Annotated in this window: 26 protein-coding genes; 15 read left to right on the top strand and 11 right to left on the bottom strand. The window is 57.3% G+C overall.

The genetic code is table 11. From position 1 onward, the window contains the following. Positions 1-21: 21 nt before the first annotated feature. The gene (gene kaiC / locus J4D97_RS11510; protein WP_185282034.1) at positions 22-1,755 is read right to left on the bottom strand and encodes a circadian clock protein KaiC; all 1,734 of its coding nucleotides are present in this window, start codon (positions 1,753-1,755) and stop codon (positions 22-24) included. 143 nt (positions 1,756-1,898) lie between these two features. On the opposite strand from kaiC, the gene J4D97_RS11515 reads away from it, so the two are divergent. The 3 genes from J4D97_RS11515 to J4D97_RS11525 all read left to right on the top strand — a co-directional run bounded on the left by J4D97_RS11515 (position 1,899) and on the right by J4D97_RS11525 (position 4,235). Next, complete coding sequence (locus J4D97_RS11515; protein WP_208307706.1) at positions 1,899-2,354, top strand: SRPBCC family protein; 456 nt, start codon at positions 1,899-1,901, stop codon at positions 2,352-2,354. Positions 2,355-2,453: 99 nt separating this feature from the next. Beyond that, positions 2,454-2,984: a hypothetical protein gene (locus J4D97_RS11520; protein ID WP_208307707.1), complete on the top strand. Its 531-nt coding sequence runs from the start codon at positions 2,454-2,456 to the stop codon at positions 2,982-2,984. A 60-nt stretch (positions 2,985-3,044) separates the two neighbouring features. Beyond that, positions 3,045-4,235, top strand: coding sequence for a class I SAM-dependent rRNA methyltransferase (locus tag J4D97_RS11525; RefSeq protein ID WP_208307708.1), 1,191 nt, complete (start codon positions 3,045-3,047; stop codon positions 4,233-4,235). Between the two features lie 152 nt (positions 4,236-4,387). Here J4D97_RS11525 and J4D97_RS11530 read toward each other — a convergent pair whose 3' ends face one another. Next, positions 4,388-4,966, bottom strand: coding sequence for a hypothetical protein (locus J4D97_RS11530; RefSeq protein ID WP_208307709.1), 579 nt, complete (start codon positions 4,964-4,966; stop codon positions 4,388-4,390). A gap of 162 nt (positions 4,967-5,128) precedes the next feature. On the opposite strand from J4D97_RS11530, the gene crtD reads away from it, so the two are divergent. Then, positions 5,129-6,634, top strand: a complete 1,506-nt coding sequence (gene crtD, locus J4D97_RS11535) for a 1-hydroxycarotenoid 3,4-desaturase CrtD (RefSeq protein WP_208307710.1) — start codon at positions 5,129-5,131, stop codon at positions 6,632-6,634. A gap of 146 nt (positions 6,635-6,780) precedes the next feature. Then, the gene (locus tag J4D97_RS11540; RefSeq protein ID WP_208307711.1) at positions 6,781-7,473 is read left to right on the top strand and encodes a carotenoid biosynthesis protein; all 693 of its coding nucleotides are present in this window, start codon (positions 6,781-6,783) and stop codon (positions 7,471-7,473) included. Between the two features lie 168 nt (positions 7,474-7,641). Here the strand turns inward: J4D97_RS11540 and J4D97_RS11545 are convergent, their stop codons facing one another. From J4D97_RS11545 to glyA, 4 genes are all read right to left on the bottom strand, one after another. Further along, positions 7,642-7,884: a DUF6952 family protein gene (locus tag J4D97_RS11545; RefSeq protein WP_208307712.1), complete on the bottom strand. Its 243-nt coding sequence runs from the start codon at positions 7,882-7,884 to the stop codon at positions 7,642-7,644. An 11-nt stretch (positions 7,885-7,895) separates the two neighbouring features. Further along, positions 7,896-8,213 (bottom strand): thioredoxin family protein, encoded by a 318-nt coding sequence (locus tag J4D97_RS11550; RefSeq protein ID WP_208307713.1) that lies wholly within the window; start codon positions 8,211-8,213, stop codon positions 7,896-7,898. Between the two features lie 127 nt (positions 8,214-8,340). Next, on the bottom strand, positions 8,341-9,204 hold the full coding sequence (gene tatC / locus J4D97_RS11555) for a twin-arginine translocase subunit TatC (protein ID WP_343217129.1): 864 nt from the start codon (positions 9,202-9,204) through the stop codon (positions 8,341-8,343). Between the two features lie 144 nt (positions 9,205-9,348). After that, entirely contained in the window at positions 9,349-10,641 is a 1,293-nt protein-coding gene (gene glyA, locus J4D97_RS11560) for a serine hydroxymethyltransferase (RefSeq protein ID WP_208307714.1), read from the bottom strand. Between the two features lie 167 nt (positions 10,642-10,808). On the opposite strand from glyA, the gene J4D97_RS11565 reads away from it, so the two are divergent. After that, positions 10,809-11,324, top strand: a complete 516-nt coding sequence (locus J4D97_RS11565) for a hypothetical protein (RefSeq protein WP_208307715.1) — start codon at positions 10,809-10,811, stop codon at positions 11,322-11,324. Positions 11,325-11,400: 76 nt separating this feature from the next. Then, the gene (locus J4D97_RS11570; RefSeq protein ID WP_185282023.1) at positions 11,401-12,192 is read left to right on the top strand and encodes a tetratricopeptide repeat protein; all 792 of its coding nucleotides are present in this window, start codon (positions 11,401-11,403) and stop codon (positions 12,190-12,192) included. Between the two features lie 94 nt (positions 12,193-12,286). Here J4D97_RS11570 and J4D97_RS11575 read toward each other — a convergent pair whose 3' ends face one another. The 3 genes from J4D97_RS11575 to J4D97_RS11585 all read right to left on the bottom strand — a co-directional run bounded on the left by J4D97_RS11575 (position 12,287) and on the right by J4D97_RS11585 (position 13,935). Beyond that, a complete protein-coding gene (locus tag J4D97_RS11575) occupies positions 12,287-12,991 on the bottom strand; it encodes a metallophosphoesterase (protein WP_208307716.1) in 705 nt (234 codons plus the stop codon). A 114-nt stretch (positions 12,992-13,105) separates the two neighbouring features. Beyond that, positions 13,106-13,339 (bottom strand): hypothetical protein, encoded by a 234-nt coding sequence (locus J4D97_RS11580; RefSeq protein ID WP_185282021.1) that lies wholly within the window; start codon positions 13,337-13,339, stop codon positions 13,106-13,108. 68 nt (positions 13,340-13,407) lie between these two features. Beyond that, positions 13,408-13,935, bottom strand: a complete 528-nt coding sequence (locus tag J4D97_RS11585; protein WP_208307717.1) for a hypothetical protein — start codon at positions 13,933-13,935, stop codon at positions 13,408-13,410. Positions 13,936-14,069: 134 nt separating this feature from the next. On the opposite strand from J4D97_RS11585, the gene rsmI reads away from it, so the two are divergent. The 6 genes from rsmI (at position 14,070) to J4D97_RS11615 (ending at position 19,875) form a co-directional block, all read left to right on the top strand. Beyond that, on the top strand, positions 14,070-14,804 hold the full coding sequence (gene rsmI, locus J4D97_RS11590; protein WP_208307718.1) for a 16S rRNA (cytidine(1402)-2'-O)-methyltransferase: 735 nt from the start codon (positions 14,070-14,072) through the stop codon (positions 14,802-14,804). 127 nt (positions 14,805-14,931) lie between these two features. Beyond that, a complete protein-coding gene (lnt, locus tag J4D97_RS11595; RefSeq protein ID WP_208307719.1) occupies positions 14,932-16,632 on the top strand; it encodes an apolipoprotein N-acyltransferase in 1,701 nt (566 codons plus the stop codon). Between the two features lie 79 nt (positions 16,633-16,711). Beyond that, positions 16,712-17,509 carry an inositol monophosphatase family protein gene (locus J4D97_RS11600; RefSeq protein WP_208307720.1) on the top strand — a complete coding sequence of 266 codons (798 nt, stop codon included), beginning with the start codon at positions 16,712-16,714 and terminating at the stop codon, positions 17,507-17,509. A gap of 176 nt (positions 17,510-17,685) precedes the next feature. Next, entirely contained in the window at positions 17,686-17,895 is a 210-nt protein-coding gene (locus J4D97_RS11605) for a FeoB-associated Cys-rich membrane protein (RefSeq protein WP_243900266.1), read from the top strand. A 120-nt stretch (positions 17,896-18,015) separates the two neighbouring features. Further along, positions 18,016-18,354 carry a hypothetical protein gene (locus J4D97_RS11610; protein ID WP_185282016.1) on the top strand — a complete coding sequence of 113 codons (339 nt, stop codon included), beginning with the start codon at positions 18,016-18,018 and terminating at the stop codon, positions 18,352-18,354. A gap of 528 nt (positions 18,355-18,882) precedes the next feature. Further along, entirely contained in the window at positions 18,883-19,875 is a 993-nt protein-coding gene (locus tag J4D97_RS11615) for a hypothetical protein (protein ID WP_208307721.1), read from the top strand. Positions 19,876-19,982: 107 nt separating this feature from the next. On the opposite strand, the gene J4D97_RS11620 is transcribed toward J4D97_RS11615, so the two are convergent. Together J4D97_RS11620 and J4D97_RS11625 are read right to left on the bottom strand one after the other, a co-directional pair. Next, on the bottom strand, positions 19,983-20,945 hold the full coding sequence (locus J4D97_RS11620) for an SMP-30/gluconolactonase/LRE family protein (protein ID WP_347879340.1): 963 nt from the start codon (positions 20,943-20,945) through the stop codon (positions 19,983-19,985). A 184-nt stretch (positions 20,946-21,129) separates the two neighbouring features. Next, a complete protein-coding gene (locus tag J4D97_RS11625) occupies positions 21,130-22,026 on the bottom strand; it encodes a mechanosensitive ion channel family protein (protein WP_185282014.1) in 897 nt (298 codons plus the stop codon). Between the two features lie 105 nt (positions 22,027-22,131). On the opposite strand from J4D97_RS11625, the gene J4D97_RS11630 reads away from it, so the two are divergent. Together J4D97_RS11630 and J4D97_RS11635 are read left to right on the top strand one after the other, a co-directional pair. Then, entirely contained in the window at positions 22,132-23,160 is a 1,029-nt protein-coding gene (locus tag J4D97_RS11630; RefSeq protein WP_208307722.1) for a Gfo/Idh/MocA family oxidoreductase, read from the top strand. A gap of 169 nt (positions 23,161-23,329) precedes the next feature. Continuing rightward, complete coding sequence (locus J4D97_RS11635) at positions 23,330-23,791, top strand: Rrf2 family transcriptional regulator (RefSeq protein ID WP_185282012.1); 462 nt, start codon at positions 23,330-23,332, stop codon at positions 23,789-23,791. The last annotated feature ends 49 nt before the right edge of the window (positions 23,792-23,840 follow it).

The following is a 23,840-nucleotide window of genomic DNA, read 5'->3' on the forward strand; positions in this document are numbered from 1 at the left end:
GCATTTTCCACGGATAGCTGCTTATGGCTGATCGTCGGGCGGGGTAGCAATTCGCCCGATAGAGAGATTGGCAATGTGCTGCCGGCCCTTGTGCAAGGCTTCGCGGCGCGTAGCTTCTTCGTCGTTGATCTGGCGCAGCTCCTCCTCTACCGACTCAAACTCGGTGCGCAGATTGGCAATCGTTGCTTCCAATACGCGGCGTTTGCGTTCTAGTTCGCGGTCTTTGCGGATCAGCTCTTGCTGCCTAACCACGGCTTGTGCCTGCTCCTGCAATTCCTGAGTGAGGCGCCCGGCGCCGGTTACGATGCCGCCTGGCCCAATAATCACGTCGAGCAGCTGAATGCCATTGTCGGTTACCAGAAATTCGCGTACCTGGTTGGAGTGTCCCATCCCGCGCGATTTCAGGATGCTGAGCCCCCGGTTTCGCTCGCCCACGCCTTCCAGATCGCGCACGTTGATCCACGTATCCACCAACGAAGACACGCCTTCTTCCGTCATTTCGCTCTGCCCATTGCGAGGACTGGTGAGGGCCGTGAACAGCGCCGTAATGCCATTCACCTTCAGATAGTCGATCAGGCGCGTGAGCATACTGCGCACCTCTGACAGACTACCCACCGATATCAGATTAGTGATGGGGTCGATGACCACCGTTTGCGGCTTGTGCTTGCCGATAAGCTTGTGCACCGTAACCAAGTGCCGCTCCAACCCATTGAGGGTAGGCCGCGAGGCTTCGATGTACAGTAGACCCTGATCCAGAAACGGTTGCAAATCCAACCCAACAGACCGCATGTTGCGCACCAGCTGCTTCGGCGACTCCTCGAAAACAAACATCAGGCATTTTTCGCCACGACGACAAGCGGCGGCGGCGAAAGCAGCCGATAGCGTAGTTTTGGCCGTGCCGGCCGTACCCGTTATCAGCACGCTGCTACCACGGTAGAAACCGCCCCGCCCAAACATCTCGTCCAGCGCCACTACCCCCGACGACACGATGTCGTTGGACACTTCGTGCTGCAAGTTCAGGGAAGTGATGGGCAGCACCGAAAAACCTTCCTCGGTGATGAGGTAGGGATATTCGTTGGTGCCGTGGGTGCTGCCGCGGTACTTCACAATGCGCAGGCGGCGGGTAGTAATCTGGTCGATGACGCGGTTATCGAGCAAAATCACGCAGTCCGACACGTATTCTTCCAGGCCCTGGCGTGTGAGCGTGCCCTCGCCCCGCTCGGCAGTGATGATGGTGGTCACGCCTTTGTCTTTCAGCCAGCGAAACAGCCGCCGAATCTCGGAGCGCAATACGGCCTCGTTGGGAAAGCCCGAAAAAAGCGCCTCCACTGTGTCCAGCACCACGCGCTTGGCCCCAATGGAGTCGATGGCGTAGCCTAAGCGAATGAATAAACCTTCGAGGTCGTACTCGCCGGTTTCCTCAATCTCGGAGCGGTCTACGTGCACGTGGTCGAGACGTAGCAGTTTGTCGGCCTGCATTTGGGGCAGGTCGAAGCCCAACGATGCCACGTTGGCCGACAGCTCGGCGGCGGTTTCCTCGAAGGTCATGAGCACGCCCGGCTCATTGTAGTCGAGAATGCCGCGCACCAGAAACTCGATGGCCATCAGGGTTTTGCCGCAGCCGGCGCTGCCGCACACCAGGGTAGGCCGCCCCTTGGGCAAGCCACCTTCCGTAATCTCATCTAAGCCATCAATGCCGGTCAGCGACTTGGGCAGGGTAGGCAAGGTTGATAAAGAAGCAGTATCCTCTAGCATAGAGTTGATTTTCGAACGAAGAATTCTACCACAAGATACGTGTGTTCTCGGAGAACGGCCCGGCTTGCGTCGCAACTCTTGTTCAGCAGCACAAGTTGTTTTCTGCCCTTCAACCAAACCGGTGCTACGTCCGTTTGGCAGATATGCATCTCCTCCTTCGCACCCGGGTAGCCCAACCACCGGCCCGCGTACTGGCCGGCTTCGACCGGGCCTTGTTCGTATCCCTGGCGCCCCCTTTTCCTACACTGCACCTGCTCCGTTTCGACGGCAGCCGCCCCGGCGACCGGGTGGAGATTGAGCTGGCCGTGGGGCCCAAACGCTGGCGCTGGACCAGTCTCATCACCGAAGCCGGCCAGTTGCCCGATGGCAGCCAGTATTTTATAGATGAAGGCCAGGAGCTGCCTGCGCCATTGCGCTACTGGCGCCATCGCCACCTTATAGAGCCTAATCCGCGCGGCTTGGGCAGCGTGATTGTGGAGGATATCACCTACCGTACCGGCTCGCGGATACTGGATGTGCTGCTCTATCCCGCCATGTGGGCGCAGTTTGCCTACCGCCGGCCGGTGTACCGGCGCGTGTTTGGTCGGCCGCAAGGGTAGGGCTTTATTGCTCCGCACGCGGCGGCAACGCGCCATCTTGCCCGCGCCGCCGTATACGCCTGAACCGTACGTTTCTTCGCCTGTCAACTGCTTATCCTAATGTCGATTGCTACCCTCCGCCGCCTGCGGCTGCTTTCTACTTTGCTTGTCGGTTTCGTGCTGCTCACCCTGACAGTGGGCTGCCAGAGCGCCCGGCCTACCCCCACAGCCTACCAGGTACGGCTGACCGAGCCAGCGGTAGCCTTGGCCCCTACCCCCCCCACGCTTGCCACAACGGCCGAAACGCCCTCAGCTACAGCGGAGCCACTAACCACTGATGCGCCGCCCAGGCCTCGTGCTAAGGTACGCGTACTACACTCAACAACGCGGGCCACCGTCCCGATGGCTGCTACTAAACGCCTACCCCAACGCCTAATGCGCGCAGTGCGGCACACTGCCCACCGCCCGACAGGCGTGCGCCCCAACACCGCCGAAGTGGGCCTGGGCACTACCGTACTGGGCGTGTTGGGGTTGGTTGTGGCCCCTATCGCGCTGATTGGTCTGTTGATCTGGGGCGGTTTGGTGTGGGCCATTCTCCTAGGCCTTGCTGCCCTGGCCGTGCTGATAGCCTATATCGACCCATATTGGTAGGCGTGCAGCGGGAGCAGTCGGAACAGGTTATCTTTGTGGTCCACTTGCTTGTTTCAGCCCATGACTTCTGCTACCATCACGCTCAAACCCGGAAAAGACCAATCCTTGCGCCGCCGCCACCCGTGGGTGTTTTCGGGGGCCATTGCCCGCTTGCAGGGCGAGGTAGTAGAAGGTGAAGCCGTGACGGTGCTAGCCCACGGCGGCGAGGTGCTGGGGGTAGGGCACTACGCGCCCGGCTCCATTGCCGTGCGGATGCTGGATTTTGGCCCCAATGCGCAACTACCGGAGGCTGCCTTCTGGGAAGAAAAGCTGCGCAATGCCTACCAACTGCGGCAAGGCTTAGGCCTGACCGGGCAAGGCAACACCAACGTCTACCGCCTCGCCCACGCCGAGGGCGACGGCCTCCCCGGCCTGATTATCGACGTGTATGGTGATGTGGCTGTCGTGCAGGCGCATAGCGCCGGCATGTACCGCGCTCGGCCACACATTGCGGCGGCCTTGCAGACAGTGGTACCCGGTTTGCGGGCGGTATATGATAAAAGCGCCGAAACCGTACCCGCCAAAGCCGCGCCCGGCGCTCAAAATGGCTACCTGTTCGGCGCAAGCAGCGGGCAGGAACACATTGTGCACGAAAACGGCCACCGCTTCGTGGTGGATTGGGAAACGGGCCAGAAAACCGGCTTCTTCATCGACCAGCGCGACAACCGCAGCCTGCTGGCCCGTTACGCCCCCGGTCGCCGCGTGCTGAATACGTTTTGCTACACCGGCGGCTTCTCGGTGTACGCTCTGGAAGCCGGCGCCGAGTTGGTGCATTCCGTCGATTCCAGCAAGAAAGCCATTGAGCTAACCGACCGTAACGCCGCCCTCACTGACCACGCCGACCGTCACGAGGCCTACGCTCAAGACGTGTTCAGCTTCCTGAAAGACCGCCACAACCAGTACGACCTCATCGTGCTGGACCCGCCGGCTTTCGCCAAGCACCTCTCGGCCCGCCACAACGCTCTGATGGGCTACAAGCGCCTGAATGTGGCCGGTATCAAGCAGATAGCGCCGGGCGGGTTGTTGTTCACCTTCAGTTGCTCGCAGGTAGTGAGCATGGAGCTGTTTGAAGGCGCCATCATGGCCGCGGCCATCGAAGCCGGGCGGCCGGCGCGCATCCTGCACCGCCTCACCCAGCCCGCCGACCATCCCGTGAGCCTGTTTCACCCAGAAGGCGAATATCTGAAAGGGCTAGTGCTGGCCGTGGAATAGAACAGAATAGATGGCTGCCGGCTTCTTTGTGCGCGCAATTTTAATTTTTAATTGCGCACAAATGTTTGCAGGTAGACAAGTGAAGCTAGTTTGACTCGCTTACCTAATCAAGCTAGTTTCACTACCCAGCGCCTACTAGCCTCCTATGCTGGCTACCGCCTGGCAAACGGGAAGTAGCGCAATCCTTCTTCCATCAGTCGCTCTGTGATGCCGCCTACCGTTGAGTAGCTCATATACGTAGTGCCTCGGTTGTTGTATTTCCAGAGTAATTGCCCGCGTTGGTCGTAGAGCGCTAGGTCGAGCATCACTTCATCGTGTGAAGACACGGCAGGCGCAGTGTTGGTAGTGGTAGTAGCCGCAGGACTCTGTACTAAAACGGTAGAAGCTGCCACTGCTTGTAGCCGTTGCGTGCGGTATAGACGGGCCACCAAGATCGACTCAACCCCAAATTGCTGGGCCAGCGCGCCGAATGGCAACAGCGAATCGGCGGGTAGCTGACGGCGCTCTACGTTACGAACAGTCAGCTGCTTATTGCGTCCGTGCTGCAATAAGGTAGCGAAGAGCATCTCCTGCAACATCGATTCCTCGCCGGGTGTGGAGTTGGATGCGTAGTTTCGATTGCCCGGAAGATCATCTATTACTGAAACCAGCTCCAAAGGCACAATGGCAACCGAACGCGGTCGTTGTTGGGTTTGGTGTGCTGCCGGGCTGGTATACAGGCGCGCCGGCATACTGCACCCAGCTAAGAACAGAAAACCTATATACAGTGTTACACGGTGCCACGGCTGCCTTAAGAAAGTAAACATAACGAAGGTATAAGAGTAGAAAAATGATGTTATATATTCAAAATCTACTATCATGCCATATTACTGGTAGCATCGATTTTTAACGCTTTGCACACTACCTCACACAACAAAACGTCAAAGGCTCCGGCCCTCATCATCGGTGCCGGTATTGCGGGTATTGCCACAGCCGTGCGGCTGGCGGCAGCCGGGCATCCCGTCACGGTGCTGGAAGCCCAGGAGTCGTTCGGGGGGAAAATGCACCAACTGACGCTGCCCGGTGGCTACCGCTTCGACGGCGGACCGTCGTTGTTCACCCTACCCCATTTGGTGGATGAGCTGTTCCAGTTAGCTGGGCGCCTCCCCGCAGACTACTTCCGCTATGAGCGTCTCGACCCCATCACGCACTACTTCTTTGCCGATGGCGCCCGCGTAACCGCCTGGGCCGACGAGGCCAAATTTGCGCAGGAAGTAGAAAATAAGCTCGGTACGCCCGCCGCTGAAGTGCGGCAGTTTCTGGCGCAAAGCGGCAAGTCCTACCGTGCTACGGAGGGCACCTTTCTGCACAAGTCGCTACACAAGGCCAGCACCTACCTTAGCCCGGAAGTGCTGAAAGCCGTGGCGGCCCTACCCCAACTGGGCCTGCTCAGCACCATGCACCAGCGCCACACCCGCGCTTTCCCCAAGGCCCCGCGCCTAGTGCAGCTCTTCGACCGATTTGCTACCTACAACGGCTCCGACCCCTACCAGGCCCCAGCCACGCTTTCCCTGATTCCGCACCTGGAGCACGGCATTGGCGCTTACTACCCCGAGGGTGGCATCTATGCCATTGCGCAGAGCCTGGTACGGCTGGCGGAGGAGCTGGGCGTACAGTTTCGGTACAACGAGCCAGTAGAGGAAATTCTAGTGGAAAACGGCCGCGTGATTGGTGTACGCACCGCGCAGGCTCAGTACCGCGCAGCGTTGGTAATCAGCAACATGGATGTAGTGCCTACCTACCGCAAGCTGTTGCCTACGCAGCCCGCGCCGGAGCGCACGCTTGGGCAGCCCCGCTCTTCCTCGGCCCTGATTTTCTATTGGGGGGTAGGCACGGAGTTTCCCGAGTTGGGCGTGCATAACATCTTTTTCTCCCGAGATTACAAGCAGGAGTTCGATGCCATTTTTCAGCAGAAAACCATCAGCCCCGACCCGACCGTTTACGTCAACATCACCTCCAAAAAAACACCCGAAGACGCGCCCACCGGCCACGAGAACTGGTTTGTGATGGTGAACGTGCCCCACGACCAGGGCCAGGACTGGCCCGCGCTGGTAGACCAAACCCGCGCCGCCGTACTCGCCAAAGTGAGCCGTGTGCTGGGCCGCGACGTAGCGCCGCTGCTGCGCGCCGAGCACGTGTGGGACCCGCCGGGCATTGCCCAACGCACGTCGTCGTTTGGGGGGGCGCTCTATGGTAGCTCCAGCAACAACATGCTGGCGGCGTTTTTGCGGCACCCCAACTTTGCGCGGCAGTTGCCGGGGCTGTATTTCTGCGGTGGCTCGGTACATCCGGGAGGCGGCATTCCGTTGTGTCTGCTCTCGGCGCGCATCGTGGCCGATCTGGTCGCTCAGGCCGGCTAATCTCCGACGACGCGTAATTTTTTACGGGGCAGGGGCTGGGCAAGCCGCCGCTACGCTCTATCTTCGGCGGCTCAACCTTTGCTGACTGCCGGCCGTTTGCTTCTGATATTGCCGTTGCGCTACCCGCCGCGGCTCTTCCCCTCGTCATGCCTCATACCGATCCTACCTACTCGCCGCCCGCAGCACCGGTCGTAGACCCGGCCGCCCGGCGCCGTCGTTTGCGGCTCGCGCAAGGCGTGCTGCTGCTGTTTTATGTTACGGGCTTTCTGGGTCTGGCTTTCTCGCAAGACCCCTCGTTTTTTCTGCAATTTGTTCCGCTTAATCTGTTACTGACAGCGGCCTTGTTATTTGCTTTTCAACCCAACAAGAGCGGAGTTTTCATTGCGTTTTCCATTACCACAGCGGTAGTTGGCTTTTTGGTGGAGGTCCTGGGCGTACGCACCGGCCTGCTGTTTGGCGAGTACACCTACGGGGCTACCCTGGGCTGGAAAGTACTGGAAACGCCCCTCATCATCGGCGTCAATTGGTGGATACTCACCTATGTAACCACAGTGCTAAGCCGCTACGTGCCGGCCCCGGAGTTTGTGCGGGCGCTGCTGGCTGCCCTGCTGATGGTAGGCTTAGACGTGTGCATCGAGCCGGTAGCCGTGCGTTTCGACTTTTGGGAATGGCGCTACCACATTATCCCATTCCAAAACTTCAAGGGCTGGTTCGCCATTGCGCTCATCCTGCAAGTGTATGCCAACCGCACCAACTTCACGAAGCGCAACGAGCTAGCGCCGTTCGTGTATTTGCTGATGCTGCTGTTCTTCTTCGGGCTAGGCTTCTTTTTAAAATAGTAAAAAGGAAAAGGCTGTTAATAAAAAGCGTTTGTCATCCTGAGCGGAGCGAAAGACCTTATCATATCTGAACCAGTCGTTGTTACGATGGTCATTCAATCGTGATAAGGTCCTTCGCTCCGCTCAGGATGACAAACGCTTTTTATTAACTATTTCACAACTTCAACACTAATTAATCGACACGCGGACTTTCTTGGTGTAATCGCGCAGGGCGGTTTTGAAGTCGGCGCCGTGGTCGCGCATGTGGTTGAGGATAAAGATGGCCGCGAATACGTGCGTGAGCTGTTCGCCTTCGTCTTCGCCAGCTACCTCAAAGTCGGGCTGACGCTCGTCTAGCAAAGCCTCTTCGGCTTCTACTAGGCTTTGCAGCGTTTGGGTTTCTACCAACTGCTTAATAACGGGCATTTTCATGGCTGCGGAGGCTAGTTGAGGCGGCTAATGAGGCCGGCAACGGCTTCTTCCTTGCTGGCCGATACGGTTTCCAGCAGCTGGCCATCTTCGAACACGGCGAAGAAGGGCAGCGTGGTTACGTTGGCGCGCTTGCGGGCTTCGGGGCTATGCTCGGCATTCACATCCAGAAACAGAATATCCTGGTTTTGCTCGGCCTCCGAGAGGCGCTTGAACTTGGGCGTGAACAGGCGGCAGTTGCCGCACCAGTCGGCGTAATACTTCACTACTACTTTTTTATTTTCTGTCAGCAGTTGCTGAAAATCGGCGTCGGTTGCTTTCGTTACGGGCATCGTCTGTATGGTTAAGGAACCACAAAGGTAGGTACGGATTCGCAGACGCGAATTCTGTGGAGTAGCCCTCCAACGAAAAACGCCCTTGCTCCCACCGGGGACAAGGGCGTTCTAACGGACCTATTGCTTACTCGCTAATTCCTTGATTGGCAGCTAACTCAGCATTAAGTTTCTTCGTAGCGTCGCGACGCACGCGGCGGGCTATGTGGATACTCAACTCGTAGAGCAACACAATCGGAATCGTAACGATGATCTGGGAGGTGATTTCCGGGGGTGTAATGATGGCCGCCACAATCAGGATAATCACGATGGCGTGCTTGCGGTACACCGTCATGATTTCGGACGTAATCAGCCCGGCTTTGGCCAGGAAGAACACAATCATGGGCAGCTCAAACACCAGTGCGCACGATAGCGACATAGTTGTGAGCGTGCTCAGGTAGCTTTGCAGGTCAATCTGGTTTTCAATGGTCGGATCGACGTTGTAGGCCGCCAGGAAGTTGATACTCAGTGGTGCGGCTATATAGTACCCAAATAGTAGGCCCGTCAGAAACAGGATAGAAACAAAGAATACTGCCCCGCGCGAGTTTTCCTGTTCTTGAGGGTAGAGGCCTGGCTTTATAAAACGCCACAGCTCCCAGAAGAGGTAGGGAAAGCCTAGCACCAGCCCCACAATAAAGGAAGTGCTGATATGCATGGAGAGCTGCCCGCTCATCTCGCGGTTCTGAATCACGAAGCCAATTTTATCGATACACAGATCTGGTGTACCAATGGCCTGCCCTAGCTCACAAAACTTGCGATAGGTCCAGAAATCCGGCCGCGACGGCCCCAGAATCAAATCGTGAAACAGGAACTCCTTGGAAAAAAAAGCAGCCAGCGAAAATACAACCACTGCAATGGCCGCCCGGATGATGTGCCAGCGCAGCGCCTCCAGGTGGTCGATGAAGGACATTTCCTGCTCGGCCTGCCCTGATTGAATATATTGTTGATCCACGAACTAGTGAATGAGTGAATGAGTGGATGATAGCGTGTGCCGGGGAAACAGCAACGAGAGACAAACGAAAACGGCCGTCGTTAGGATGTTGACGGCCGGTTTTCTCTATTGATTCATCTTTCGACCCGCACGCATCCCCTAAAATTAGGCAAACAGCGGGAACTGTTGCATCCACTCGTTTATCTCGCCGCGCACCCGCGCCAGGTAGGCATCGTCGGCGTTGTGCATCAGCACGTCGTCGATGAAGGCCACGATGCGAGCCATGTCGGGCTCGCGCAAGCCACGCGTAGTCACGGCAGCCGAGCCAATCCGCATGCCGCTGGTCACGAAGGGCGACTTATCATCGAAGGGCACCATGTTTTTGTTGATGGTGATATCGGCCTTGATGAGGGTGTTTTCGGCCAGTTTGCCAGTCAAACCCTTCGAACGTAGGTCAATGAGCATCAAATGGTTGTCGGTGCCGCCAGAAATGATCTGGTAGCCGCGCTCCAAAAAGCCATTCGCCAGCGCCTGAGCGTTGCGCACCACTTGCTGGGTGTAGTCGGTGTAGGCGTCGGACAGGGCTTCGCCGAAGGCCACAGCCTTGGCACCAATTACGTGCTCTAGCGGGCCACCCTGCGTGCCAGGGAATACGGCCGAGTCGAGCAGGGCAGACATCATCCGGATTTCGCCCTTGGGCGTCTTCAGGCCGAAGGGGTTCTCGAAGTCCTTGCCCAGCATAATCAGACCGCCGCGCGGACCGCGCAAGGTCTTGTGGGTGGTGGTGGTTACGATGTGGCAGTGGTCGAACGGATTATTCAGCAAGCCCTTGGCAATGAGGCCCGAGGGGTGCGAAATATCGGCCAGCAGCAGGGCGCCTACCTCGTCGGCGGCTTCGCGCAGGGTTTGGTAGTCCCAGTCGCGGGAGTAGGCCGAGGCACCGCAGATGATGAGCTTGGGCTGCTCGCGACGGGCGGTTTCTTTTACCTTCTGCCAGTCGATGAGGCCGGTTTCGGGCTCTACACCGTAGAACGACGGTTTGTAGAGCTTGCCCGAGAAGTTGACCGGCGAGCCGTGGGTGAGGTGCCCACCGTGCGAAAGGTCGAAGCCGAGAATTTTGTCGCCGGGGTTGAGCACAGCCAGCATCACAGCGGCATTGGCCTGGGCACCGGAGTGCGGCTGCACGTTCACCCACTCCACGCCAAACAGTTCCTTGGCCCGATCAATGGCTAGTTGCTCAATTTGGTCTACCACCTCGCAGCCGCCGTAGTAGCGCTTGCCGGGCAGGCCCTCGGCGTATTTGTTGGTGAGGATAGAACCCTGCGCCCGCATCACCTGCTCCGACACGTAGTTTTCGGAGGCAATGAGTTCGATGCCATGGGTCTGGCGCTGTTTTTCTTGTTGAATCAGGTCGAACACGATGGTGTCCTGGGCGATGGCGGGGGCTTTCGTTTCCATAGCTCAAAGGTAGGACGAAGCCGGGGAACTAGCAGCACAAAGCCAGCAGCAATCCGGGTAATGCTTTATCAATACCAAAAAGCTATTTTTGATTACGCACAGTTTTTGCCTAGTGCCTTTTACCCCTGGTGCGCACCACGCTCCTACCCTGTCCTTTCGTCTTTTCTATGGCTCAACCACTGGCCGACATCCTGCCCCAGCTGCGCATTGGCAACCAAGCCGCGTTGGTTGATTTTTACCGCCAACACCGCGCCCACTTTGCCCGGTGGGCGAATCAGCAACAGCAACTGACCGACACGCAGGCACACCAGCGCCTGCGCAATGCGCTGCTGCTGTTCTACGACCAGGTAGCCGACGGCCGCCTCACGAAAGCCCCAGACGATTTGCGCAACTACATCTATGCGCTGGCCCTACAAGAATCAGTTAAGGAAATTGAAATGCCTCCCGAACTGCTCCCCGCCGCCGAGGCCGGGCGCCGCCGCCGGCTGATTCTCTTTTTCCGCCAGCTCAGCGACGACAGCCAGAAGATCCTGATGTACTTTTATTTTCGGGGCTACAACTTCACGAAGGTAGCCGGCAAGATGGGCTACCCCAATGCCGCCGTGGCTCGCCAGCAAAAGCTCAGCAGCCTGCGCACACTCGCCGATTTGCACCTTCGCAGCCGGGGGGCTACCCCAGCGTAGCCACCGCTTCGCCCGGCTGGATTCTGCCTACTTTTAGCATCTACCTCCTCACTCGCTCCGCTTCCTTTCGTTCGCTATGCCTTCTTCCATCGACCTACGCCCGTATCTGGACGACCTGGAACGCTTTTCTGATGGGCAGATGACTTTGGCCGAACAGGATGCCTTTGAGGAGCGCCTAGTACACGACGCTGATCTGCAACAGGCCTACCTCGCCTACCAGCAACTCACAGCCGATCTGCGCTGGGTGGCGGGCCACGAAACCCTGCGCCTGCGTCTGCTTAACCTCGATAAGACCCTGGACGAGCGGGAAGCCGCGCTGATCCGCATCAAGGAAGACATCCGGCGGCGGCGCACACGCTGGGGCGGCGGCATTGTGATAGCCGCCTTGGTAGTGCTGGCGGCCGCGTTGGCCTACCTGCTCCTGCGTCCGGCTCCTACCACTACCTGGGCCCGCTACTACGTGCCCGACCCCGGCCTCACCGATTCGGCGCGGCTGTTTGTGCGCCGGCCGCTGCTGGCTGAAGCCATGCACCAGTACCGCCACCAGCAATATCCGGCGGCACTGCGAGTACTGCGCCGCCTCTCCACCGACCGCCTGGGGCAGGATACCTTACTGTATTTCAATGGTATCTTCTTGCTACAACAAGGGCAGGCCGTGCAGGCCCGCCCCTACCTTCAGCGCGTAAGCGAGCAATCAGAATCTGACCTAGCTGGCAAGGCGCTCTACCACTTGAGCATGGCTACCTGGCGGGCCGGTCAACCCACCGAAGCCCGCAAGCTGCTCACGCAAGTAGCCGCCGATTCGCTTAACCCTTATCAGAAGGCAGCCCAGCAAGTACTGCGCGCCAAGGTGATAGGGAAAGAGTGAGATGGTAAATTGTGAAGTGGTGAGCTAGAAAGACGCCTGTCATCCTGAGCTTGCGAAGGATGACAGGCGTCTTTCTAGCTCACCACTTCACAATTTACCTCTTTCGCACGGCAATGGGGTAGGGTTCTTCCAGATTAGGCTGCAACGTTAGCTGAAGCGAATCCAGCTCCAACACGGCCAGGTGCGCTAGTTCCGGGTTGTGGCGGTAGACGCAACCAGTGTCTAGCCCAATGCTTTCCTGATGGTTGTGCACGTGGCGCTCTACCTCGGCGGTGGGGGTAGGCACGTGTCCATGCAGCAAGCGGCGCCCCTGCATCCGCGAGGCATCAAAAGTAAACTGCTTGATGGTCATCATGGTGTGGTGGTCGGCGCGCATCTTGTCCGGGGGTTGGTGAAAGTCGAAGCCGGCGTGTACCAGGGTATAGTCGGCGAGGTCGTGCTGAAAGGGTAGGGCTGCTAGCCAACGCAGGTATTCGGGGGGTATTTCGCTTGGTTGCGTAACTCCGAAACTTTGCAACGTGAGCTGATAGTCGGGGTCAGAAGCCCACTCCATTTTGCCTTGGTCCGTGGCAGCGTCTAGCAAATCCTGGTCGTGGTTGCCGCGCAGGCACAGCACCTGATAGCCGCGCTGGGGAAGTTGCATCAGGTAGTCGAGCACGCCCTGGCTATCGGGTCCTTTGTTCACGTAATCGCCTAACACATACAGCTCGTCGGTAGGGCGCAGATGCAAAACGTCTTCTACCGTGTGGCGCAATGTGACAGCGCAGCCGTGAATATCCGTTGTGACGAAACGAGCCATAGCAGATCTTTGTGTATGTAAATAATTGAACGAATGGCCATTGCCATAAAGTATAGAAGCACCCGTGGCAGCTGCTACGGGTGCTTCTTACTTAGTCAATAAGCTACTCTCAGCTTAGCTGTACGCCGGCTTGTCTAGGTCGGGCTTATCATAGTTGCGGTTGGGGTTGTTCACCAAGTGCGCAGGCACTTCATCTAGGCCATCGTTGGTGTACTCGTCGGCAAGGCGCTGCTCTTCTTCCTGATTTTCTACGGGCAGATTGCCTGCGCCTTTTGCCTGTTCGGACTGCGAAGGGCTACCGTGGTTTTCCTTCGACGCTTGGTTATTGTTATCTCCTTGATTTGCCATGATCATTAGCTATTTAGGGTACTCCAAAAATTATTTTACTCTACCTATCAAGAGTTTATCTTGATACGCTATACTTCCAACCCCGAGTCCTCAGCATTGCGGTCCAGCAAGTCGGCGTTGGTTTGAGGGGTAGCCGTGTTAGGGAAGTCGCCACCACTGCTGTGGCCGGGCGCTTTGGGCTCCATTTGGCCCAAGCCCACGCGCGAATCGGGGTCTTCCATTTCATCGGGACCCTTGCGCATGTCGTCGGCCTCCAGCTCATCGGCGGGGCCATTGTTCACGCGGCGGTGGTCGGTGTCTTTGGGGGCAGGCAGGTCCTGGTCGGCGCGGTCCGAACGACGCTCATCTTCCGTGAGCATATTGTCGCCGGTGGTGCGCAGTTGGTCTTCGTCCTCGTTCATCGAGGTAGCCGTAATGCCGTTCGAGCTGTCCGTGCCGTAGCCTTCTTTGCCGTCGCGGTTACCGTAGCCACCACGGGCATCAGCGTTTTTGGGCGGGTCGGCACCGGGCGTAATGTTGCTGGCGCGTAGCTCCTGCTCGTCAATCTGGTCGTTGGGTTCCTGCCGCACGGGCCGGTCTTTCGGGTCAATAGCCATAGGATGGTTGGTTGCGGGTGATGGGGTGGGTGGAATTATACTGATATGTACTTGCTTTCTGAAAACAGGGTTGTATTCCACCCACGACCAATCCGTTTTCATTGCCTGACGCCCACGCTCCGTACCTTTGCTTTATGTCTGACGCCGTTGCTACCCCTACCCTGCTCTACCTCGTACCCACGCCCATCGGCAACCTGGAGGATATCACCCTGCGGGCCATTCGGGTGCTGGGCGAGGTAGATACCGTACTGGCCGAGGACACCCGCACCAGCGGCCGTCTGCTTCAGCACCTGGGACTGAAAAAGCCCATGCTCAGCTACCACCTGCACAACGAGCACCAGCAAGTGCAGCGCCTCCTCGACCGCCTGGAGCGAGGCGAGCGAATGGCGCTGGTGTCGGACGCCGGCACCCCCGGCATTTCCGACCCTGGATTTTTGCTGGTGCGCGAGTGTCTGGCGCGGGGCCTAAAAGTGGAGTGCCTACCCGGCGCCACGGCTTTCGTGCCGGCCCTACTCAAGTCGGGCTTCGGGGCCGAGCGGTTCACATTCGAAGGCTTTTTGCCGGTGAAGAAGGGTAGGCAAACGCGCCTCCAGGAGTTGGCGCAGGAAACGCGCACCATGATTTTCTACGAGTCGCCGCACCGCATTGTGAAGACGCTGATGCAGCTAGCCGAGGTGTTTGGCCCAGAGCGCCCGGCCTCCGTGAGCCGGGAGCTGACCAAGCTGTTCGAGGAAACTGTGACCAATACTCTGGCAGAGCTGGCCGCTGATTTTGGCAGCCGTACGGCCATTAAGGGCGAAATTGTGCTGGTGGTGCAAGGCGCCAAAATCGAAAAGCCCAGCAAGGCAGATAAATATGATGAAGAGTGAGTTATGAGTTGCGAATAGAAAACGCGTGTCATGCTGAGCATTCCGCGCAGCATGACACGCATTTTTTACTCACAACTTCGCAACTTCACAAACTCACGACTACTCATTAACAACTGATACTTAAGCTATGGCTACGCAAACTGCTCCTACCTCTGCTACCCTGCGCCAGCCGGCGGCAGTGCCGGCCTGGCAACCTGCTTCGCTAGCGCTGCTGAGTGCCGCCTTGTTGTGGGCGGGCTGGCCTGTGCATCCGGCGGGATTGGCGGCGCTGCTGCTTGTGGGTTGGGTACCCTACCTACGCATGGAGCAGTTGCTGGTGCGCAGCGGTGCCAGCGGCTGGCGGGTGTTTCGGTATACCTACCTCACGCTGGTGCTCTGGAACGCCTTCACTACCTGGTGGGTGAGTTATAGCACTTTGGGCGGCGGCATCGCAGCCGTGGTGCTCAATGCCCTGCTGATGTGCCTGCCTACCATGGCCTTCTACCACACCAAGCGGCTGTCGGGGCCGATGTTGGGCTACCTTTCCCTACCCATCTACTGGATTGCCTTCGAGCAACTGCACCTGCACTGGGACCTCACTTGGCCTTGGCTGACGCTCGGCAACGGCTTCGCCGAAGCCAACCAGTGGGTGCAGTGGTATGAGTACACCGGCTTTTTGGGCGGCTCTTTGTGGATTTGGGTGGTGAATCTGTTGGTGTTCCGGGCGTGGTTTGGAGAGAAAAAGACGGTGGCTTCGTGGTCATTTAGCTCGGAGCGCTGGCGGTGGGTAGCGCCTGTGCTGGCGGTAGTTCTTCCAATTAGTATTTCGCTGCTGATTGGCCGCAGTTACCAGGAAAAGGGCAAAGTAGCCGAGGTACTGGTGATTCAGCCCAACGTAGACCCCTACAACGAGAAGTTCTCCAGCAATCCGAACTTCATTCCGTACGACCAGCAACTCACGCGCCTGCTCACGCTCACCGAGCAAAACATGACGCCTCAGACACGCCTGGTGTTTTGGCCCGAAACAGCTTTAGAAGAACATTATTTTGAGGATTCATTTGATGCCAACCCTAAGATTCAGCGCCTGCGGCAGTGGCTGGGGCAGCACCCTGGCATAGAGCTGATTACGGGCTACACGGGCGTCCTGCGTTACCCCGACGCCATTACACCCACCGCACGCTACCGCGACGACATGGGCTGGTATGACGTGTTCAACGCGGCGACGTTTCTGCCGGGGCCTACCGGCGCGCCTACCTTCTACCATAAGTCGCGGCTGGTGCCGGGCGTGGAGAAGATTCCGCCGGCACTTACGTCCATTATTTCGCACATCGACCTGGGTGGCACCGTGGGCAGCTACGGCAGCCAGGAAGAGCGCACTGTGTTCCGCTCCGTGCACGAGCCGGCGCTACGCGTGGCACCCCTGATTTGCTACGAGTCTATCTATGGCGATTTCACGGCCGAGTACGTGAAGAACGGCGCTACCTTGCTCGGCATCATCACCAACGACGGCTGGTGGTCCGATTCGCCCGGCCACTTGCAGCACATCCAGTACGCTACCCTGCGTGCCATTGAAACCCGCCGCGATGTAGCCCGCTCGGCCAATACGGGCATTTCGGGCTTCATCGACCAGAAGGGCCAGCGTGTGAGTAGCACTGGCTGGTGGGTGCAAGCCGCCCGCCGCTACCCCGTACACCTCAATACCGAGCAAACTTTCTACGTGCGCCACGGCGAACTACTTGGCCCATTGATGCAGATTTTGACGGGTTTGTTGCTGGCCTGGACCATCGTGGCTGCCGTGCGGCGTAGGAGCGCCTTGCAGGCGCCCACCGTTGGCACAAGACCCTACTAATCAACTACAACCATCGGACGCCTGCACGGCGTCCTCACCTTTATCACCAAAACCGGGCGCATACCACGCGCCCCTACCCATGGATTTCAACCACCTCAGCTTGCAAGTAGCCGATATAGCCCGCCGGGCCGGCCAGTTTATCCGCCAAGAAGCCGCCAACTTCGACCGCGGCCGCGTCGAGAACAAGGGCCTGCATGACATGGTATCGTACGTAGATCAGCAAAGCGAGCGGCAGTTGGTGGCCGAGCTGAGCGCCTTGTTGCCCGAAGCTGGTTTCATCACCGAAGAAGGCACCACCACCATCGGCCGGGCCGAGGAGTTCAACTGGATTATCGACCCACTGGACGGCACCACCAATTTCATCCACGGACAGCCGGCCTACTGCGTGAGTGTGGCCCTTATTCAGCGTGATACGCTGGTAGTGGGCGTGGTCTATGAAATTAACCAGGATGAGTGCTTCCGGGCAGCGCGGGGCGTGGGGGCTTTCTGCAACGAAAAGCCCATTCGCGTGTCCTCGGCCGATGATCTGCACGATTCGCTGCTGGCCACGGGCTTTCCCTACTATAAGTTCGACCAGCTCGACAACTACTTAAAAATCCTAGCCTCGTTCATGCAGAACACCCACGGCCTGCGTCGGGTAGGCTCGGCGGCCCTGGACCTGGCCTACGTGGCTGCCGGCCGCTTCGATGGCTATTTCGAGTTCAACATCAATTCCTATGACGTAGCTGCGGGCATCCTGCTGGTGCTGGAAGCCGGCGGCCGCGTGACGCAGTTCTTGGAAGAAGGCGACCCAATTTTTGGGCGTGAGGTGATAGCCAGCAACGGCGCCCTGCACCCAGCCATGATGGCTACGGTGAAGGAATATTGGGGGAAGTAGGGTAGCTGATTTTTTGAAATAAGTCTGTCATCCTGAGCTTGCGAAGGACCTTCTTCCGGTAAAACGACCATCGTACCAACGACTCGTTCTACCGGGAGAAGGTCCTTCGCAAGCTCAGGATGACAGGAAAATAGAAAGTCAAACTTTTCCTACCCTACCGCAGTTATAAACCCGCTATGCTTCTGACTATCACCTCCGTCGAAATTCAGTATTTCATTATTGCAGCGCTGTTTGTGGCGGCGGCGTTTTATGTGGGGCGCCTTTTCTGGCGGGCTTTCTTTACCAAAAGTGCGGCTGGCTGCGCAAAGGGCTGCGGTGCGTGCAGCACTATTGATGTAGATGCCTTGCAACGCACCATCGAAAAACGTCAGGCAATCAGTCAATAACGAGCCTCTTCGCGAGTTTCCGACTCTTTGTAACAACCTGCCCCCGCCCTGGCTGCGTATAGCCGGAGCGGGGGTTTCTTTTCCTGCTCCCATACCCTCTCTACCAGAACTCCTACTCCCATGCAAGACAAAGAAGAAGAACGCTCGATGACTTCGGTTGAAAAGAAACTCAACCAAGAAGGATACACCGCTGATTTTGTGGTAACCGATGGCCGCCTGCATGCCATGAGCGACGACAAAAAAACCTACGCTCCCGAGGATGTAACCATTGTGGACTTCTACCGCTTCGAGGGCGAGAGCAACCCCGATGATATGTCGATTCTCTACGCTATAGAAGCCAAAGATGGTGTAAGAGGCACCATTTCTACAGCTTTCGGCACCTATGCCGACGCCGATGTAGACGGGTTCCTAAAAACGGTTGAAGACCTAGGCAAGAACTTGGTAAAAGGCACCAAGTAGTTAGCTGTCAGTAAATACTGAACAACTCGCATTTAAAAAGTGCGTTCCGAATACATTCGGGGCGCACTTTTTTTGCTTTTAACCTACATCATATCAGCGCTGTAAGTACGTCCTACCCTCTTCGTTCTATCACTGACCTCGACCCGCTATTGGTCGCCATTGGCGCGGGTGGATAAGACTTTTGATACTGTTTCGGGGTGAAGGCTAGCTTCCCGTCAGGAGGTAGGACTTCACAACTGCTGTGTGCCTTCAAGCACTGGCCTACCCGAATATGGGGCAACCAGAAACTGTTGAATGATAGTATACGAGAAGTTATATATGAAACGTTGTTTCATATATAACTTCTCTTCGTAGCTTTGCGGCGTACTTAATACGCATCGTATGTCACTTTTTTACGCTCGCCCAAAACGGACTCTGCTCACCCTCTTTCTGGTATTTGTTGGCTTGCTCACTAGCTTTGGGCTCTTTAGCTGTCAAAAAGAAGAGGTAATAGAAAACATCAATTACGGCTATTTACCCCCTTTTACGTTGCCTGATTCTTTGACGCTGGTCTATGGTCAGACGGTGCAGCTCTCCCTACCTGCTGAGTACAACAATCTGAAGGATGCCACTTTGGCTTTTGATTTCAAAGCCAACCCGCGTATCAAACTAAATGATACGGACTCACTGAGTACTTTTATGCGCAACGCTGTTACATTTAACAGCAGCACAAATACTGTGACTGTTGATGCTGGTAAGCTGTATCCTAACGGTATGACTTCCATCACGACCAGCTACCAAACGCCGCGGGTGTATACGGCTACGCTGGTAGCCACTTCCACAGCAGGCTTCCAACCCGTAAAGTCGACTATCAAGATTCGGGTGGTGCCTACACAACTGGCTATCAAGGACCTTAGTGCCACCGACAAGATTCCGTATGCGTACGCTATTTACAGCAAGCAGGAGGAACGATATACAGTTGACTACCAAGGCATCAACCCCGCCAATACCTACCTCTACCTCCACGTAAACGGCCGCCCCGATGGCAAAGTGAACTTGGTGAAAGACGAGGTAGTGGTGAGTGCCGACGCGGGTGACCCCGCGCAAAAGAGCGAGTGGATATACGACTTAATTCCCATTCTAACGAAAGATGGGTATGAAGTGGCCCGCAAGCAGTTCCGGGTGGTGTTGATGCCCAAGCCGAAGTTCTTTTTTGGCACCTACTACTCCGATTACGACCTGACGATTCTGGAAAACCGCATCGTTATGGGCCTGGGCAATGCCTACACGTCCAAGGCCCCTACCTTCTCACCCGATAAATACAAAGGCAAGTTCTCGATGATCGGTATCAAGAAAGACGGTGCCGCTTTCACGGATACACAACAGTTGTTTACGGTAGACGAAGCAACCGGCAAGGTATCGGTGGCTGCTAACACAACGCTAAAGGCAGGCGCTTACGAAGTGACGGTGCAGACGCAAGCCACTACGGGCCTCGTGCTTACAGCAACCTTCACGCTTGTGATGGAGCCAATAGACGGCTAACGCTACAACAGCGTTGGCGTCAGCCAGCATAGATTACCCCCAACAGGGCAGCCATCCAGGAAGTGGAGGACCGCCCTGTTGGGGGTAACGCTTGTTAGTATGCGTTGTTAGTATGCGCCCTTCACGCGCATTGGGAGCTTGTAAATTCCTTCTGAGGCGGTGATGAACAGCATTTTATGGTCTTTGCCGGCAAAACAGATGTTGCCGGTCCATTTTTCGGGTACGTCGAAATGGGCGAGTTTCTGGCCAGCGGCGCTGTACACGGTCACACCATTGCCGGTGAGATACACGTTGCCTTTTTCGTCCAGGGTCATGCCATCGGAGCCCTGCTCCACAAACAGCTGCTTGTCGGTGAGGTGGCCGTTGGGGCCGAACTGGTAGCGGTAGGTTTTGTCGCCGTCGATGTCGGCCACGTAGAGGTAGCGGCCATCGGGTGTGCCAATGATGCCGTTGGGCTTGCGTAGTTGGTCGTCTACTACCACCGGTTGGGTCTGGCCAGGGGCCAGGTAAAACACCTTTTGGCCTACCATATCGGGGCTATTGCGTGCCCAGTAGTCGCGCTGGTAGTAGGGGTCGGTGAAGTAGATACCGCCGGTTTTGGGGTGCGCCCATACGTCATTAGGGCCATTTAGTCGCTTGCCGCCAAAGTCTTTCACCAGCACCTTCACCTTCTTATTGTTGGGGTCGATGGACCACAGCTGGTTGTGCTCGTCGGCGCAGGCCAGCAGGTGGCCTTTGGCATCGAAGTACATCCCATTGGCTCGCCCCGCATCAGCCATAAACAACGACAGCTTGCCGCTGGTGTCGTATTGCCAGATGGTGTTATTAGGCTGATCGGTGAAAAACACGTTGCCCTGGCGGTCTACGGCCGGGCCTTCCGTGAATTTGAATTGCCGGGCAATAAGTTGGGGCGTAGCAGAATCGGCCACCAACTGAGCGGTTTGGTTGTCGGGTGTATCCATAGCAATAGTATCCGTAGCCATTGCGCGTTTGGTTACGACGGCGGGTATCACTAGCAGCACTGCTACCACAATGGCGGGCAATCGGCTACCGGGTTTCATCCATTTCATATACAGCATATAAGCGTTTTGCAAGCCGTTCGGACTTTCTGGCGGCTATTTAAGTAAGTAGAATCTTTTCGCAACGTCAGGTGGCGTGCCCCCTCCCCCAGCCCCTCCCCTCCGGGAGAGAGGTGCATTCAACAATTCTCGTGTGTATCGTCTGGCACCCCTATCCCGGAGGGGAGGGGTCAGCCTATTCGCGCACCATCTTCTTACTGATTTCCTCCAGCAGCTCGGGCGAAATATCCAGCGTACGAATGGGGAAAGGAATCACGATGCCTACCTTATCGAAGGCGCGCTTGATGCGCATGATGGCTTCGCTTTTGGCGCCCACGTAGTCGACCTGCTTACGGTAGGGAATCCAGAAGCGCAGGGTGAAGTCGATAGAGCTTTCGCCGAACCCCGTGAACATCACCTCCACGGGCCGGTCGGTGAGCAGGTTGGGGAAGCCGCGCATGCAGTCCAATACCACGTCGCGGGTTTTTTCCAGGTCGGTGTCGTAGGTCACGCCGCACTCCACGTCTACGCGGCGGTGGGTGGTCACGGTGTAGTTAATCACGGAGCTTTCGAACACCTTGCGGTTGGGCACGCGCACCAGCTCGCCCGTTACCTGGCGCAGGTCCAGGGTGCGCAGGTTGATGCTCTCGATGGTGCCGAAGTAGCTTTCCGTCTGAATAACATCGCCAACCGTGAACGGCCGCTGAATGGCGATGATGATGCCACTGATGAAGTTGGCCGCAATATCCTGAAACGCAAAACCCAGCGCCAAACCAATAATCCCGACGCCCGCCAGCAGCGACGTCACGGTTTTATCGAGACTGAGCACTTCTAAGGTGAAGAACAGCCCCACAAGCAGTACACCCACGTAGGTGATGGTGATGACCAAGTTGTTGAGCGTAGCGCTGTGCGACACGCGCGGCAACAGATTGCTTACCACCCGGCGCACCAACCGTGCTACAAAGTAGGTGATGACCAGAATCAGCACTGCCATGATCATATTGGGCAGCAGCAAAATAAACTGCCTTACCCAGCGGCCAAGCTTATCTGTTAGTAAAGTGAAAATACGATGGAAGTCAGTTAATCCGAACATAGGATAGTAAGTCTGTTGCCTAAACATACGGGGAACCCATAGGATTGGTCAAATTGTGCAGCGCGGGCACGCAGCCTACCCTGGCCATTGCGCGTATCTTTGGGCATGACAGCTTCTCCTATTCAAACAGGTTTGCTGGCCTACGGTATGTCGGGCCAGATTTTTCAAGCGCCCTTTGTGGCGGCTCACCCTGGTTTCGCGCTGCGCGCCGTAACGGAGCGCCACCAGCAGCGCGCCGCCCAAGACTACCCTACCATCCAGAGCTACCCCAGCGTAGAGGCGCTGCTGGCCGACCCCAAGCTGGAACTGGTGATTGTAAACACGCCCAGCAACACGCACGTGGACCTGGCTACCCAGGCCCTACTGGCAGGCAAGCACGTGCTGGTAGAAAAGCCCGTAGCCATTACCACTCCCGAATTAGAAGGGCTCTTGGAGCTGGCGCAGCGGCAAGGCCGGCACTTCCTGGCCTACCAAAACCGCCGCTGGGACAGCGACTTTAAAGCCGTACGGGCCGTGGTAGAAAGCGGGCAGCTCGGCAAGCTACACGAGGTGCACTTCCGCTACGACCGGTTCAGAACGCCGCTCAACGCTAAGAAATTCAAGGAAGAGCCCGGACCCGGCGCCGGTCTGTTCTACGACCTGGGGCCGCACCTGCTCGATCAGGCTATCAGCTTGTTTGGGGCACCGCTCAGCTGCACCAAAACCCTGACCAGCCACCGCCCTCATTCCCGGGTAGACGACTACTTCCACCTGCACCTGCGCTACCCCGAGGGGCTGGAAGTGTTTCTCACCAGCGGCTTACTTGTGGCGCAACCAAGCCCAGCCTTTGTGCTGCACGGCACGCGCGGCAGCTTCAGCAAGATGCGCTCCGACGCGCAGGAGGCCCAGCTGCAAGCCGGCATGCGCCCCACCGAGCCTGGCTACGGTCAGGAAGCACCCGAGCACGCTGGCCGCCTCACGCTGGCCGCGCCCGGCACCGACAACCTCACCACCACGCCCTACCCTGGCTTGACGAGCAACTACCTAGAGCTGTTCGAGGCCGTGTTTCAAACCATTCGGCACGACGCGCCCTACCCTATCCGCAAGGAGCAACTGCTGCAGCAGTTGGCGTTGTTGGAGCAGCCAGCTAGCTAAGCAAATGGGCGCCTCTCTCGGCCCCTCTCCCTTTTCGGAGAGGGGTCGAGGGAAGGACCCTACTAGAACGACTAGATGCTTGCATTAGCTCTGGCATTCCACTAACTCTGCTATTATATAAACCTTTTGCCCTGTATATTTGTAACCTATTCTGTTACACACTTTGTATATGAACACCCGCTTCGTCGTTGCTACCCATATTCTGGCTTACCTAGCCCGTGCCAACGGGCAGCCGGTATCATCGGAGGTGGTGGCGAAAAGCGTGGGCACGCACCCGGTGGTAGTGCGCCGTTTGCTGGGTGATTTGCGCCGGGCGGGACTAGTACGCACACAGTTGGGTACGGGCGGTGGTGCTCTCCTAGACCGCGCCTTGGACGATATCACGCTGCTGGATGTGTTGCACGCCATGCTGGAGCCCGAAGCCGACCTGTTCGCCGTCAACAATGCCAACCCGAATACTGGTTGCGACGTGGGCCGCGTCATCAGCGACTCGCTCGACGATTTGTTGGGGCCCGCCAAAAAGGCCATGCAAGCAGCCCTGGCAGCCGTGCCCCTCACTGAGGTGATCCGGCAAATCCGACTGCGCCTGAACAGCGAGGACTGCGGCTGCCCTGCCGATGATGGCAGCTAACAGCTTCTTTTTGGTGCTTTACCCCCGTGCGTTAAAGTAAACGCCCTTC

The sequence above is a fragment of the Hymenobacter defluvii genome (genome assembly GCF_017589435.1).
In the GTDB taxonomy this organism is placed as follows: Bacteria; Bacteroidota; Bacteroidia; order Cytophagales; family Hymenobacteraceae; genus Hymenobacter; species Hymenobacter profundi.